The sequence below is a fragment of the Nitrososphaerota archaeon genome (assembly GCA_016872055.1).
Taxonomy (GTDB): Archaea; Thermoproteota; Nitrososphaeria; order Nitrososphaerales; family Nitrosopumilaceae; genus Nitrosotenuis.
On the sequence record VHBH01000001.1, the window covers coordinates 163643 to 178887 of the forward strand.

General features: G+C 41.7%; 14 protein-coding genes. 7 read left to right on the forward strand and 7 right to left on the reverse strand.

The window, feature by feature from the left end:
- The first annotated feature begins 47 nt into the window (after positions 1-47).
- From FJ354_00930 to trxB, 3 genes are read left to right on the forward strand one after another with little or no spacing between them, the layout of a single operon-like run.
- On the forward strand, positions 48-860 hold the full coding sequence (locus tag FJ354_00930; protein ID MBM3905235.1) for a thiazole biosynthesis protein: 813 nt from the start codon (positions 48-50) through the stop codon (positions 858-860).
- A 24-nt stretch (positions 861-884) separates the two neighbouring features.
- Positions 885-1643, forward strand: coding sequence for a hypothetical protein (locus FJ354_00935; GenBank protein MBM3905236.1), 759 nt, complete (start codon positions 885-887; stop codon positions 1641-1643).
- A 20-nt stretch (positions 1644-1663) separates the two neighbouring features.
- Positions 1664-2650: a thioredoxin-disulfide reductase gene (gene trxB / locus FJ354_00940; protein MBM3905237.1), complete on the forward strand. Its 987-nt coding sequence runs from the start codon at positions 1664-1666 to the stop codon at positions 2648-2650.
- 6 nt (positions 2651-2656) lie between these two features.
- Here trxB and FJ354_00945 read toward each other — a convergent pair whose 3' ends face one another.
- From FJ354_00945 to serB, 5 genes are all read right to left on the reverse strand, one after another.
- Positions 2657-3646: a PLP-dependent cysteine synthase family protein gene (locus FJ354_00945; GenBank protein ID MBM3905238.1), complete on the reverse strand. Its 990-nt coding sequence runs from the start codon at positions 3644-3646 to the stop codon at positions 2657-2659.
- A gap of 9 nt (positions 3647-3655) precedes the next feature.
- Positions 3656-3892 (reverse strand): sulfurtransferase TusA family protein, encoded by a 237-nt coding sequence (locus FJ354_00950; protein ID MBM3905239.1) that lies wholly within the window; start codon positions 3890-3892, stop codon positions 3656-3658.
- A 349-nt stretch (positions 3893-4241) separates the two neighbouring features.
- The gene (locus FJ354_00955; GenBank protein ID MBM3905240.1) at positions 4242-5159 is read right to left on the reverse strand and encodes a PHP domain-containing protein; all 918 of its coding nucleotides are present in this window, start codon (positions 5157-5159) and stop codon (positions 4242-4244) included.
- A 43-nt stretch (positions 5160-5202) separates the two neighbouring features.
- Entirely contained in the window at positions 5203-5934 is a 732-nt protein-coding gene (gene cofE, locus FJ354_00960) for a coenzyme F420-0:L-glutamate ligase (GenBank protein MBM3905241.1), read from the reverse strand.
- A 127-nt stretch (positions 5935-6061) separates the two neighbouring features.
- Entirely contained in the window at positions 6062-6709 is a 648-nt protein-coding gene (gene serB / locus FJ354_00965; protein ID MBM3905242.1) for a phosphoserine phosphatase SerB, read from the reverse strand.
- Between the two features lie 102 nt (positions 6710-6811).
- Here serB and FJ354_00970 point away from each other — a divergent pair, with 102 nt between their 5' ends.
- Positions 6812-7102 carry a hypothetical protein gene (locus tag FJ354_00970; GenBank protein MBM3905243.1) on the forward strand — a complete coding sequence of 97 codons (291 nt, stop codon included), beginning with the start codon at positions 6812-6814 and terminating at the stop codon, positions 7100-7102.
- A gap of 9 nt (positions 7103-7111) precedes the next feature.
- On the opposite strand, the gene FJ354_00975 is transcribed toward FJ354_00970, so the two are convergent.
- Positions 7112-8317: a PEFG-CTERM sorting domain-containing protein gene (locus FJ354_00975; GenBank protein MBM3905244.1), complete on the reverse strand. Its 1206-nt coding sequence runs from the start codon at positions 8315-8317 to the stop codon at positions 7112-7114.
- A 115-nt stretch (positions 8318-8432) separates the two neighbouring features.
- Here FJ354_00975 and FJ354_00980 point away from each other — a divergent pair, with 115 nt between their 5' ends.
- Both FJ354_00980 and FJ354_00985 read left to right on the forward strand, forming a co-directional pair.
- Entirely contained in the window at positions 8433-9875 is a 1443-nt protein-coding gene (locus tag FJ354_00980; GenBank protein MBM3905245.1) for a proline--tRNA ligase, read from the forward strand.
- Between the two features lie 28 nt (positions 9876-9903).
- Entirely contained in the window at positions 9904-10734 is an 831-nt protein-coding gene (locus tag FJ354_00985) for an ABC transporter ATP-binding protein (protein ID MBM3905246.1), read from the forward strand.
- Positions 10735-10841: 107 nt separating this feature from the next.
- Here the strand turns inward: FJ354_00985 and FJ354_00990 are convergent, their stop codons facing one another.
- Positions 10842-14366, reverse strand: coding sequence for a chromosome segregation protein SMC (locus FJ354_00990; protein ID MBM3905247.1), 3525 nt, complete (start codon positions 14364-14366; stop codon positions 10842-10844).
- Positions 14367-14505: 139 nt separating this feature from the next.
- On the opposite strand from FJ354_00990, the gene FJ354_00995 reads away from it, so the two are divergent.
- Positions 14506-15243 (forward strand): carbon-nitrogen hydrolase family protein, encoded by a 738-nt coding sequence (locus FJ354_00995; GenBank protein ID MBM3905248.1) that lies wholly within the window; start codon positions 14506-14508, stop codon positions 15241-15243.
- Positions 15244-15245: the final 2 nt, after the last annotated feature.

A 15245-nucleotide genomic window follows, 5' to 3' on the forward strand; every position in this document is an offset into this window, starting at 1 on the left:
CGTAAACGACAATAAACTATTAATGTCATTTAATTTGGGCTAATTTCGTGCAAAGCGTTCAGACTAAGACAAAAATTTTTGCAGACGTAAACGAGGCAAAAATCACTGCGGCGATTGCGGATGAATTCTTTGCAGTCTTCAAGGAGCGGATCACATCTGATGTCATCATTATTGGTGCAGGTCCAGCAGGACTAACAGCTGGACGAGAGCTATCGTTAATGGGTTACAAGGTTTTGATTATAGAGCAGAACAACTATCTTGGAGGGGGCTACTGGCTTGGTGGCTATATGATGAACCCAGTCACAGTCAGAGCACCGGCACAGAAAATCTGGGACGAGCTTGGAATTCCATACAAGCAAGCAACAGACGGACTATACATCACTGCAGGGCCCCACGCGGTATCAAAACTAATTGCGGCTACCTGCGATGCAGGTGTAAAATTTTTGAATCTAACTAAATTCGACGATCTTATTTTGAAATACGGGCGAGTGTCAGGCCTCGTGGTAAACTGGATGCCAGTGTCAGCACTACCAAGAAACATCACGTGCGTAGACCCAGTTGCCCTAGAGTCAAAAATGGTAATTGACGCATCAGGTCACGATTCCGTTGCAGTAAAACGACTAGTGGACAGAAAGCTAGTAGACTGGAAGGGAATGAATCCAATGTGGGTAGAAGACGGCGAGGACAAGGTTGTAGAATCCACCGGCGAAGTTTATCCAGGGCTGGTAATCGCAGGTATGTCAGTCACAGAGACTCATGGCTTGCCAAGAATGGGTCCGACCTTTGGTTCCATGTTATTTTCAGGCAAGCGCGCAGCAGAGATCACTGATCAAAAGTTAAAAGAACTAAACCGAACCTAAATCGTGCAGTTCTCTAAAATTTTCATCTACGACGAGCCATCCATACCGGAATTAAAGCTAGACTCACTAGCAGAATTTTTACAAAAAATATTCCACATACCAGTAGAAAAAAGAAAGAACATCTTTGCCAGTTTTGGACATAATACAGCACGTGACATAGCTGCTACCAGAATCTTCAACTATAGGCAGAAATTTCAGAGGTATGAACCAACACCAGAAGAAATACAATTTGAGATAGAGTCATTTGCAGACTCGGCCAAAACAGAAAATATTATTCTCTATGACGGATTTGAGTTTCACAAAATTGTATCAGGATTAATTCCAGACAAGGAAGCGACTTTGGATAACTTTCATTTGATATTTACAAATAAGCTTACCTGCACGTTTGATGATTCTGATTTTAGATACCACGGTAGAGCGCTGATTGGAGCAAATCCCGCAATCATATCCACCGCTGGAATAATCGAGGCACCGGCAAAGCCGCGCGAATACTACATGGATATGATGGCAAACTATGGGATGGGTCTAAACATTGATTCCATCAAGGAAAAGTACAGGGGCCAGTACCTAGAGTACCACGACCCAAGGCTGGATAAAATAATCCAAGGCTATGCACTGCAGGCAATATTCTATTATATCACAGGAGATCCGTTTTGCGAATTTATGGACTGCAGGTTAAACAATGCACACTGGCAGCGCGATCTTTTGTATTCACAGCTAGAGTTTGGCAAGCTTTGCCCAAAACATCAAAAAGTAGTCGACGATTGGTTGACTTTAAATTAATCAAATAATTAGGCACAATCATGATGGCTGCAGACGGTGGCTCCACCGTGATGATGGAAAAAGAGTTTCCCAAGACAGAAAAAAAGAAAACAAAATACGATGTCATCATCATAGGTGCAGGTCCGGCAGGATATACCGCAGGAATTTACTGCTCCCGCGCAAGACATGATACTTTGATATTATCTGGAGTGTTGCCTGGAGGACAGCTGGTCAACACTACAGAAGTCGAGAATTACCCTGGATTTGAAAATGGGATAATGGGTCCAGAATTGATGATTAGCATGAGAAAGCAGACAGAGCGAATGGGGACTACAATAATAGATGACGAGGTAATCGATGTTGATTTCAGACACAAACCATTCAAGATTCTTACAGCGTCCGAAGAATACGAATGTAGATCAGTAATCATTGCGACTGGCGCATCCCCTAGAAAGCTCGGCCTTGCAGGAGAGCAGACATTTGGAGGGCGCGGAGTATCATATTGCGCAACATGTGATGGGCCGTTCTTTAGGAATCAGGAGATAATTGTAGTGGGCGGTGGAGACTCTGCAATAGAGGAGGCTACGTTTTTGACAAAGTTCGCAAGCAGGGTCCACATCATCCACAGAAAGGACACATTGCGAGCAAGCAAGGTAATGCAAGAGCGCGCATTTTCCAATCCAAAAATCCAGATCCGCTGGAATAGTGTAGTCTCTGAGATTCAGGGCGACCAAAAGGTCCAAAGTGTTGTTTTGTCCGATACAAATTCCGGTCAAAAGACGACCGTTCAGGCAGGCGCAGTCTTTGTGGCAATAGGCCATGAACCAAACACAAAGATCTTTACGAACAGCTTAGAGCTGGACAAGCAAGGATACATCAAGCTCACAGATAACACAAAAACAAATGTTCCAGGTGTTTTTGCTGCAGGAGATGTCCACGATCACAGATACAGGCAAGCAATCACGGCAGCCGGCTTTGGTTGCATGGCAGCAATTGATGTGGATAAGTATCTAGCAGAGAATAGATAATTCAGACTACAAATAAGCAATATCGGATAAATGTTTTGCATTTTTTAATGCAGCATCAAATTCTTCTTCAGATATCACATGTTGCTTTGCATAAACACTTTTGAACTTTCTACCATCATCAGCAAATATCCCTACAACGCATGCATGTGAATCGATTTTGTATTTTTTCATACAGGCATAAACTGCAGCAGAAGATGGGCTGATCAACATTCCATCTTGTTCAAAAACCTCTTTGACTACAGAAAACGCTTCTTGGTTAGATACATGTTCCCAGTCATCAACTATTTTTTCTCTTCTCAAATACAAATCAGGCTTGGCGGATTCTTCGAAGTTTCTCCATCCTTGAATGAGATGATCTTTTTGAGGCTGACAACCTATGATCTTAATGTCGGGATTTTTTTCTTTAAGATATGTGCCGATTCCAGTAATAGTCCCACCAGTACCCACACCCGTGAAGAAATGCGTAATTTTTCCTTCTGTTTGTTTCCAGATTTCAGGCCCTGTTCCACGATAATGTCCTAGAAAATTCGCCTCGTTAGAATATTGGTTAGGTGAATAGTACTTGTCAGGACGTGAAGATGCAATTGACGTTGCTAATGCAATGCTCTGATCAGTTCCTGAGCCAACTTTGGGGCAGAGATCATCACTAGTTTCATAGATTTTGGCGCCTAGTTTTGCAATGATTTTTTTTGTTTCCTCAGAAGCTTTTTCAGGAATTACTATTTCTACTTCATATCCTAAAAGACTTGCAATTCCCGCCAGAGCAATTCCTGTGTTTCCAGATGTCGGCTCAATTATTATTGTGTGATTTTTTTTGAGTCTGCCCTTTTCTTCAGCATCTTTGATCATCCAATATGCCGCTCTATCTTTTACGGAACCAAACGGATTATGACTTTCTAATTTTGCAAAGTATTGTACGACATTATTTGATAAGCTTAGTTTTACAAGAGGGGTATTTCCAACTCTGTTTAAAATTTCTACATCAAGTGCAACTATGTCCAAAAATTATTTCACCTTTTTAATTTGAAATTCTAGTGCGTCGTCTTTTTTCTGCAAAGACAAAAGCTCGTGTCCGTTTCGCTTGACCCATCTTGAGACGTCTTCTTCAGCGTTTGGGTCGTCAGCTAGAACCGTCAGCGTTTCCCCCACTTGCATTCGCTCTACTTCGATTTTTGTTCTAAACACAGGTTCTGGGCAGAACAGTCCTCTAGCATCTAGCATTTTGGTCGTAGTACTCAATATTGTAAAAAGAGAAATTTGCATATTAAAATCTATTTAGAATTTTCCGTGTGTTTAGTGCTAGCTAATCGCATTGTACAAAATAATTGTGGGTAATTTTCCTGTGATATTATTACCTAGAATGCCTTAATTTACTGAGTAAGTGAATCTGCGAATAGAAAACGGTGGAAGATAAAGAAGCGTAGAAGATAAAAAAGAAGAAGATGACTCGTAGGTCCTGCGTTTAAGCGATTAAACAACCGTAAAAAGGAAGCCAAATACCAAAACATCTCTATGGGCACATGCACTGCAAAAATAAAGTTCGGCGATTTTACAAGTTCTCAACTGCATAATCTGACGGATAAAGATTTAGTCAGATTGCCATTTTCAGCATTGTTGAAAGATTTCGATTATACAGTTTTGATGCATCATAGCCTTGGATGTTTATTTTATTTGATACTCGCTTCATCAGATACACTGCCAGCTTGTACACAAGCGACCACATGTAGCTGTTTTGGTTTAGGTCATACATTTTCAGCAACAGCGACAGCATCCATTGCGAGTTTGGATAATGCTCGTGGATGTATTCTGCCAGATAGTCCTTAGAATTGTTGATTTTGTACTTGATGTGCTCTAAAGTCTCTTGCTCTGTCGCATATCCAGTCTGGTGAATTACAATCTTTTTGTGCCGCATTGAATATAGCACATCATCTAGCGTGTTTTCCGATTCTATTACATTGACACATCTACCAAGCGTGGATAAAACATGTGAGTCGCTCCCCACAACGCCGATTTTGTTGTGTTCTAGTGAGAATTGTGCGGCCCTTGCGTTTGATATTATGTCCACATTATTGCTGTTAAAGACCTCAATCATGTCGCATTTTGCGGCATCATCACGCAATGCGTCGAGCAGGCTAAACGGGTGGGGAGCGCACGAAATCCCATCCTGTTTTCTTATTTCGTCTATAATTTCTTCCAGTGGCAACCCTGCCTTGATTTCCTTGTGAATCCCGTATGCAATTACGTGTGCTCCTGTGTTTGTAGTGATTTCTTCTGCCTGAAAAATCCGAATGTGCTTATATTTTGAATGGTCATTTTTGTACTGGAGTAATTGTGAGTAGCCATCAAGTGTGTTGTGGTTTGTCACAAACAGTGCATCAAGGCCCAGTGAATGAGAGCGCTCTAGCTGTTGCGGTATTGTTATATTGCAATCAAACGGTGCATCATCTTCACCCACATGAAAGTTTGAAAATGAATTGTGACAGTGTAGTTCTGCCTTGATGTACCCCAAACCAACTAAATTTTTAGTGCAATGATTATAATCTTTTGTAGAATTATCGGAACAAGTCCGTATTTTTTGATCGTATCAGTGTTTGGATCGGTTCATCCGATGATTCGTACTCTAAATTCCTGATTATGGCGAACGGACAGTTTTTTGTCTTTTTCATTACAAGTTCAGCTGCACTACATAGCTCATCGATTTGTGCTATCTTGGTTACGCGCATGGTTTTGCCGTATGTATCTACCTTACCCTCATAATCATCAAGTGGTTTTATTCCCGCCACACCGATTGCTACATTTGTCTGGCCTTCCCGAAACGGCCTGCCAAAGGTATCAGAGATTATTACTGCTATTTTTTTGCCAGATTTTGTGAATATTTTTTGTGCAAATTCTGATGCTGACCCATCCGGGTTTTCTGGAAGCATTGAAGCAAATCCCATAGGCAGATTGCTCTCATCGACTCCTGAATTTGCGCAGACAAATCCGTGCCTTGTTTCAGTTATTATTATTCCAGATTCCAGGCGCACTATTCTTTTTGCCTCAGATAATATCACTTCGACTAGTTTTGGGTCCTTGTTATATTCAGCACCTAGGCCCACAGATAAAATGGATGGAATTACCTGCGCAAGCTCAATTACCCTGCCTTCCTGCTTTGATATTATTTTTTGCGCCACTACTATAATGTCACCATCCTCCAAGTCCTTGAAATTGGATGAAAAAATCTTTGCTAAGTCGTCTCCTTTTTTGATATCAGATTTGAATGGTATTGGGATTATTTGAAGCACAGAATCCGGTACTGTATTTGTAATTTAACTTGATTTGTTTGCGTGAATCCCCAGAAAAGATAGTAGGTACCATCTGACCGCATTAGATTTAAGCCAAACGTAGTTGACTATGCATAGTTCTAAGAATTTATGCTATTTGTAGTTCCAAGTCCAAGTTATACTTAGCATTGATAATTGGAATTAGATTTGTAAGATTTTTCTCTTCTATAATTTTGTCTGCCTTGTCCTTGACTATATCCTGTGCGCGAAATGCTACGCCAAGGCCGCATATGTCAAACAGTGTCAGATCATTTGCACCATCAACGGTTACAACGATGTTTTCCTTATTTTCCCTCCATTCGGCGATTTTATTTTTGGCTGACTTTGCCTTGTCTGATGTGACGTTGATTTTGACTCCATCCAGTTTTCCATCCTTGAATATCAGCTCATTAGAATAAACAAAGTCGAGACCCAGATGCTCCTTTAGTCTATCCGTCATAATTGTAAATCCGCCTGAAACTGCCATTATTTTCCAGCCTGCCTCCTTGAGTGCCCTGCATGTCTCTACTGCTCCAGTCATTATTGGTAATTCGTCTGCTACTTCCTTGCATGTATCATAGCTGAGTCCCTTTAGTGCCTCTACTCGGGTTCTCAGGCCTTCCTCCCAGTTTATGAGTCCCTGGATTCCTTTTCTGGTGATTGCCCAGATTTCGTCCTGCTTGTTTATTTTTTCTGCTAGAATCGGCAGGTATTCTGCGTCAAAGAGAACTCCCTCAACATCAAAAATGGCAAGCAATTTTTTCTAATTTTTTGGCTCAAACCTATCAATATAAAAGTTGAAGTCTATTTCATGATCGCAATCGTTAGTGTTAAATCATGGTACTCAAAATTTGACTCCATGGACGAGCTTGAACACAAGTTTGAAGTCGAAGTAAAAGAAGCAGAAAAATCTCAAAAGCTAGGCGATGAAATCAAGTCAGAGCTCAAGGCATCCGGAATGATGGATGATAAGGGCAAACTCAAGCTAAAGGGTGTATCCCCAAAGATGCTCAAGCGAATGAAGCAGGAATACGTTAGCTGTCCAGTTTTGAAATCAGACGTTGGATTTATCCAATGCTTTGTGTGCCCCAATTTCCAGTCAAGAGTAATGGGCAAAGTTTTGTGCAAAGGCGCACCTCTTAAAAAGTAAAAAAGAGTATTATTGTCTGGTTCCCCAGCCAAGTTGTACTAGTCTTTCTGCAGTTTCTGATTTAACACAAGCAGGAGAACCTGTGGATTTTTTGAAGATTAACTCCATGTATTCACCACACTCAACATCTTCTGGCGCTACACCAGATTCGATTTGTTTGAGTGGCGCCATTATACCATCATGTTCTTCTTCATGTTCCTCATGTTCTTCCATCGGGAGTAGGGCTTCGGCCTCTTCTAGCTTGACTAGAATTGCATCAACTTGTGAGTTTATCTCATCAGTAGATGCGCCTGCCTTTATCATGTCACGGAGTTCCTCGCGCATCATGATATCGATTTCTTCCATGAGTTCTTTGTCATGTTGTGCAATTGGTGCTTCAAGGAATTCGTAATTGTCCAAGTATGCTTTGGTTGCATGTGCAAGAGCTGCATCTGAATCACCATCTGCAAAAGTCTCTTTGACTTCTGCTAGGTGGTGCTCGATTCCCTCAAAATATGCATGCAGTCCACCTTCCTCGGATTCTTCCCCTAGGATTTCGGCTGCCTCGTGCTCGATTCCCTCAACATAGATTTGCACATTTTTTTCTGGTGCAATGTCTTTGATTGCGGAATCCAAGTCTGCAAAGAATTCCTCGATTTCCTCTGCCTCGTGTTCTGGCAGATCACCTTTGATTTCATCAAAGATTTGCTGTGCTCGCCAGACAAATGCCGAGCCATCTTGGTATTCGACCATCTCGGTTATGGTACCATCCTCTACTGCCTCTGCATATTCTGCTCCGGCAGTCTCTACTAGAGTACTGACTAGTGCCAGCCTAAAGTGAGGATCTGAGCTCAGATCTTCGCCGACTACGAGCATTCTTGCCTCATCAACTAGAGACTTCATCTCATCAATTGCTGCTTGTGCTTCCTCTCTTGGAGCACCCACTGTCTTGCCTGCAAGATTTGTCAATGCGGATTTGAATTTAGCATCAAAGTCTGCATCATGTTCCTGTAGTTCTGGCTTCATGGATTCATACAATTCCGCAATTGGGTGTGTTGCATGAGTCCTTGCCAGCTCTGAATTGGAATCATCCAGATTCAGCTCAAGTGCATGTAGGTGTCCAAGTGTTTCTTCCAGTGCAGATGCAAACGATTCCTTTTCAGATTCTTCTGCATGTGCATAGGAGAAGCCTACTGCAAAAAGTATTGCCGCTAGTGCTGCAATAGTTTTATTCATGTAAGGGCAAGCTAAGCATTTCGATTTAAACGGATTAACCGTTCTAAATTCTTGGAATTGGTCTTTGGAACAACTAGGAAACGCTCATTTACCAAGAATCATTCACAGAAACAAGTTGAGCAAAGAAAGTCCCGGGATTACAGTATCAAAGAGCCAAGACTTTTCTGAATGGTACACCCAAGTGGTACTCAAGGCAGAACTTGCAGACTATGCGCCAGTCAAGGGACTAATCGTACTGCGACCAGACGGATATGCTATTTGGGAATCTATTCGAGAAACACTGGACAAAAAATTCAAGGCAACTGGACACAAAAATGGCTTCTTGCCAGTATTGATTCCAGAGTCATTACTTGCAAAAGAGTCTGATCATTTTGCAGGATTTAATCCTGAGGTATTTTGGGTTACTCATTCTGGTGAAAACGAAATCGGTGATAGATTAGCACTGCGGCCAACTTCTGAAACACTGGCATATTCAATGTATTCAAAGTGGATCCAGTCCTGGCGTGATTTGCCGCTGAAAATCAATTTCTGGAACACTGCACTTCGGGCAGAAATAAAAGCAACAAAGCCATTTTTGAGAACATCGGAATTTCTCTGGCAGGAAGGCCACACAGTACACGCAACGCGGGAAGAGGCGGAAAAAGAAGTGCTGGACATTTTGGATATTTACAAAAAGACGGTTGAAGAAGAACTCGCAATTCCAGTAATTACTGGCAAAAAAAGTGACAAGGAAAAGTTTGTAGGAGCTGTATACACTACCACCATGGAGTCGATTATGCCTGATGGAAAGGCACTACAAATGGGTACATCGCATTTTCTAGGACAAAATTTCTCAAAGCCGTTTGAGGTAAAGTATCTGGACAAAAACAATTCCGAGACATTTGCATGGCAAACATCATGGGGCGTGTCATGGAGATTAATTGGTGCAATGATAATGATACACGGTGATGATAAGGGTCTAGTGTTGCCACCAAGAGTAGCGCCAATCCAAGTGGTCATAGTACCAATATACTATAATGACAAAGATTCAGACAGGGTCAACGTAGAGGCAGACAAGGTAGAGAAGATTCTCAAGGAAAAGGGCTTGCGAGTCCATGTCGATAGACGCGACCAACTAACACCTGGCTTCAAGTACAACGAATGGGAGATGCGTGGAGTGCCACTACGAATAGAAATTGGTCCCAAAGACATTGACAAAAACAAAGTCATGTATGCAACACGCCACATCAAGCAAAAGGTGGACTTACCAATGGAGAAAATATCATCAGAAATTGACGGAATTTTGCAGAAAATCCAGGATGAAATGTTTGAAGCATCCAAGAGACTACTAACTCAGAAAACCATCCAGACATCAGAATATTCCGAATTCAGAGCTGCTATCGAGTCCGGTAACTTTGTTGATGCTGGTTGGTGTGGAAGGCGCGAATGCGAGGAAAAGATCAAAGAAGACACCATGGCGGACATTAGAGTGATTCCGTTTAATGCGCAAAATTCTGGAAAATGCGCATACTGTAAAGGCGCAAGCGTTACAAATGCAGTCTTTGGCCGGGCATATTGATATACTGATTTTCTGTATTGTATAATACGTGAGCGAAATACTGCAGGTTGAGAATCTAGTAAAACATTATTCGAAAAAAAATTTCTTTGGAAAAGAGATCTCATTAGTAAAAGCAGTGGACGATGTTTCTTTTTCCATACGAGAGGGAGAAACTTTGGTCTTGGCAGGTGAGTCAGGCTCAGGCAAGTCCACAATTGCTAAACTTATCTTGCACGTAATACCTTCTGATTCTGGAAAAATAGTCTTTGATGGTATGGATATTTCTAATGATTCCCAGTCGCTGAAAAAGATCCGAACCGGAATTCAGATGGTCTACCAGGACCCGTATGATTCTATAAATCCACAAATGAAGGTGAAGGACATAATTTCAGAGCCGCTTGAAATCCACAAAATTGGAAATTCTAAAGAAAGGCAGGAAATGGTTGGCCAAGTTTTGCACGAAGTAAAGCTAGAGCCGGCTGAAGAGATAATGGAAAAATATCCACACATGCTATCAGGTGGCCAGCGACAAAGAATTGTTCTTGCAAGAGCATTAGTCCTAAAGCCAAAAATGATCATAGCGGATGAGCCTGTGTCAATGCTTGATGTTTCAATTAGGGCCGAGGTGTTGGAATTGATGAACGAGCTCCGGCAAAAACACTACATCTCGTTTTTGTATATTACTCATGATCTAGCAACTGCCAAGTACTTTGGGCAAAAAATCGCCATTTTACACGAGGGCAAGATAGTAGAGAGTGGGCCGATTGATGAGGTCTTGTTTTCTCCAAAGCATCCCTACACACAGGCGCTAATTGATGCAATTTCAGAGCCTGATCCAAATAATCTGAATAGAGAAAAGAAGATTCGGGCTTTTTCATAACTAGACTGAACTAGATAGTTTTTTGGCATGGTAAACTATGCAGAGTTGGGAAGTTTTGTGGTTAATTTGGCCGCATCATAATTAACACTGGTATTATCAGGGTTAAACTAGCTCGTAATGGACGGCATACGCTTGTCCTTGTATGTCACCACATGCGAGACACCGTTCTTTGGAAAGACGCCGTAAATCAGCTTGGCCTTTTGCACTACTGAATCCTTCAAAGATACCATGATGAACTGGCTTCCAGCAGAGCGCTGCTCTATTATTTTAGCGAGTTTTTCAGAGTTCGGAGCATCCAAGTGCGCATCCACTTCATCAAACAGGTAAAACACAGACGGCTTTAGTTTTTGGAGTGCCAGGACAAATACAATTGCCGCAAGAGTTTTTTCTCCACCAGAAATTGACGTTGATTCTCTTTTTGGCTTGTTCGGGAACTGTATCAGATATGATATGCCGGAATTGAAAATATCGTCTTCGTTTTGCAGCTCCAGCCAGGCCTCACCACCAGTCATAGTATGGAATGCATCCCGGATTTCCTTGTCTACCCTGTCAAATGCCTCTAGGAATGTCTGGCGCTTATCCTTGTCAATTTCTTCTATAAATCTCACAATGGCATTTCGCTCCTCTTCTAACTCGTTCTTTCTGTCCGACATGGAACGATAACCTGTTGATATCTCTACGAATGTCTGGGGCGCAGTTGCGTTCAGCTTTGATGTCAGCGAATTCATTTCGGATTCCAGTGCAGATAACATTGAATCCACCTCAAATGTCTCAGTTATTTCCTGATATCCATATTTTTCTAGAACCTTCTGTACTTTTGCCTCATTCTCTATTATATCCCGAATATCGCGTGAAAGTGAATCAGACTGGCGCTCTAGTGCGTTAATCTCTCGTGTTACCAGTCTCTCTTTTTCGTTGAGTAGTGATAATCTGTCGTCAAACTCCTGTAGTTTTGATATTGATGTCCCAGAGGTGGCAATGAGATTTTGCTCTTTTTCACGCAGTTTGATTAGGTTTTCGCTTGCCAATTCCTTGTCTTTGGCGATTTGGTTTAGTCGAGTTTCTATTTCGTACTTTTCATGATTCAGTGAGGATTGCTCTTCTCGTAGGTTTTGCATTTTTGTCTTTTCTCCCAGTTCTTGTGCAGATAGTGTCCCTATCTGGGATTCTTTTTCTCGCATCTCATTTACAATACTAGACTGGCGTGCCATGAGCTCAGAACGTTTCTCATTTACCCTGTTAAGTTCTGATGCAATCCTATGGTTTTCCCCGTCTGCATAGTTTTCATGCATCAATGTTATTCTCTCTTCTAGGGATGCAATGAGTGACTCCTCCTTGGAGTGATCTAGTGTTATTTTTTCAATTTGTTTTGTCAGATGACTGATTCTGGATTCTAGTTGTGATTTTGTCTTTTCTATTGTTGATACCTTTAGCTTCAGATCAGAATAGCTGATGTCTGCATTTGCAAGGCCTGTCTCGGATATTGAGAGTCGCTCCCTGTAGTTTTGGATTATTCCGTCCACTTTTTTGATTGACAGCCGCTTTTTGAGAATGTATTTTTTGAGTAGTGATATTGACTGGTGCAGTCCTTCAACGGAGGTACTCATTGAGATTATTTTTGTGACCTTTGATATCTTTGAGTTAATGTCAATTACCGCTGCAGATGTCTTTGCCTCAAAGAACTCTCCATCAATAGTTACTGTTTTGTAACCAGACTTTGATAGTCGTAATGCGGAATCCTGGTTTTTTACTAGTAACACGTTGCCAAACAAAAATGTCAGTAGTGGTGCGTATTTTGCATCGCATTTTACGTAATCAGACAATATCCCAAGTACGTTTGGGTCTTTGGGTACAGTCAGAGAAAACTTGGGGATTGCCTCCAGTGGGATGATTTTGAGTTTGGGAAGTTTTTTTGCTCTTGCCACTTCTGCAAGGCTAATCAGTGTTCCAAAGTCCTGGACTACAAAGGACTTAATCCAGTCCGATGCCGCAGCCAAAATTGCACGCTCGTATTCCTTGTCCCAAGATATCATCTCATATACTAGGCCCTCTATTCCAAGCTCCTCGCGGTGTTCCTTGAGGTGCGCTATCGTGTAATCTTCGTGCATTATGCTTTTGACTACTCTGATTTTTGCATCATATTGAGCAGCTGCCTTTGTTGCTTTTTCCAAAATGAAATTTAGCTCGTCGATGTCGTGCTCTATTTTGTCATGTTTTCCTGTATGCTCTGAGATTCTTCCACGCAGTTCTGAAACTGTTGCCTTGTGGTTTTCTATTATAGTCTCAAGTCTTGACTTTAGTGTTGCAAGCTTGGCTGACTCTGCAGCGATTTCTGTCAGTCTATTTTTGTTTGACTCTATTTTGGATTTGGAATCGTTGATTTCAGATTCTAGTTTTGCAAATTCCACCTTGGCGTGATTTAGCTTTTGTGTCAACCCTTGGATTTTGTTGTCAATTTCCTTTCTTTGCGAAATTACATGTGCTTGTTGCTTGTATACCGTCGATAATTCTGATTCAACTGATTTTATTTGTTCATAGATAAGGTTTTTGTCTTCTCTGATTTTTGATAATATTATTTTTTGTTCTGTACTCTGAACCTCAATGCTCAATCTGGCTTGGTGTAACGAGTCCAGGTCTGATGCTATAGTAGGTAATCTTGCATTGATCTGCTCTATTCTTCGGGATTTGGTGATAGCTTCAGTATTGGCTGACTCGTAGATCTGCATTGCCTGTGATAATTCCAAGTCAATTGAGGCCTTTGCCTGGTTGTAGGTGTTAACCTCGCTCATGAAAGTAAATTTTTGTGATTCAAGCTCAGAGATCTCCTTTTTGACCAGTATACGCTCTTCGTCGAGCTTTTTGGATTCAGATACCAACGAATGCATGGAGCGTTCCTTGGATACTTTTTCCACTTGGATTACCTTCATCTTGTTTGAAGCCGAGATTGCGTGCAACCTTCCAAGCTCAAAGTTGATGAATTCGTGCCTGAGTTTTTGGTTTCTCTCTGCTTCCAGCTCGTCAATTCTCTTTTTGATTTCATCCATTCTTGCCAATGCCACTTCGAGTCTTCTGTCGGCGTCCTCTAGTTGTCTGATGGACTCAGACTTTTTCTCATCAAAGTATGCTAGTCCGATTAAATCCTCAATTACTGTTCGCTTTTCTTCTGCAGTGAACTCTGAAATCCTAGTTACTGTTCCCTGCTGGACTGCGTTTAGTTGGTTCAGACTAGCATTTGCTACTTCGAGCAAATCCAGAATCTGGTTGCGGTTTGTCTGCTTTTGATTTAGATAATACACATTTTCGCCGTCCTCGCCCATTTCTCTTGTGATTACAACTGCATTAGAATCAACTGGGATCTTTCTATCCGAATTATCAAAGTGTAGTGATACACGAGCCATCTTGGTTCCACGCTTGTTTCCCTCTATGTCGTGAATTAGTGAACGAAGCTTGTCCACTCTCATGATTTTTGGCTTGTTCTCGCCGAGCGCAAAGATGATCGCATCCAGAATGTTGCTCTTGCCGGATCCGTTTGGCCCAGATATTGATACTAATCCAGGCTCAAAGCCGACCGTGGTGTTTGTAAATCCAAATGACTTGAAGCCATAGATCTCTACTTTTTTGATATGAACCAATAGAGTTTGTTGCCGTACAGGTTTGTTAATCAAATATAGACAAGTTTAGTTGACTGGCTTAACAAAATTCTTGTAATGCTATGAAAAATCTTGTCGCATTCATGTGGGCTTAAATTTGGTCATTATTGTGCAATGACAAATGATAAAGCTGGGCATAGCGCAAACCGTCGCAACACGCACCAACGAAGAGGGGATCAAGCAGGCATCGTACCTCCTAGAACGTCTAGGCAAAAACGAGGCAGATATTGTGTGTCTGCCTGAGCAATACCTGACAGACAACAAAATAGATGACTTTGAGGCTACGCTTTCACCCTTCGCCAAAATAGCAAAACAATATTCCATGAGTGTTATTGCAGGTGCATTTTACACAAAATCAGGCACAAGGCAGACCATTTCCGCACCGGTAATTGACGGTACTGGGCAGTTTATTGGAGTCCAGGACAAGATTCACCCGTTTGATTATGAAAAAGATGATGTAAAGCCGGGAGTTGAGGCCAAGGTATTTTCAACAAAATGCAAATTCGGCGTAATAATTTGCTACGACATGGTGTTTTCCGATGTTGCAGAGACTATGGTCAAAAAGGGAGTAGAGGTGTTGTTCTCGCCAGCCAGAATCGTTCGGCGTGGAATACACCCATGGCATCTGTACTGTCAAACACGCTCACTGGAAAACAGAATACCAATACTTGCTGCAAACACGCAGACGCCTAAGTTTGGCGGAAAAAGCATCATTGTAGACTTAGAGGAAAGTGATGGAGTCATGATACCAAAAACAAAGGTAACGGTAGGGCAAGGAATCAGGCTGGAATCATTTGACCTTGGGAAATACGAAAAATCCCGTAAAATCAGATATTCAGATCACAAAAAATTTTCCTAGCA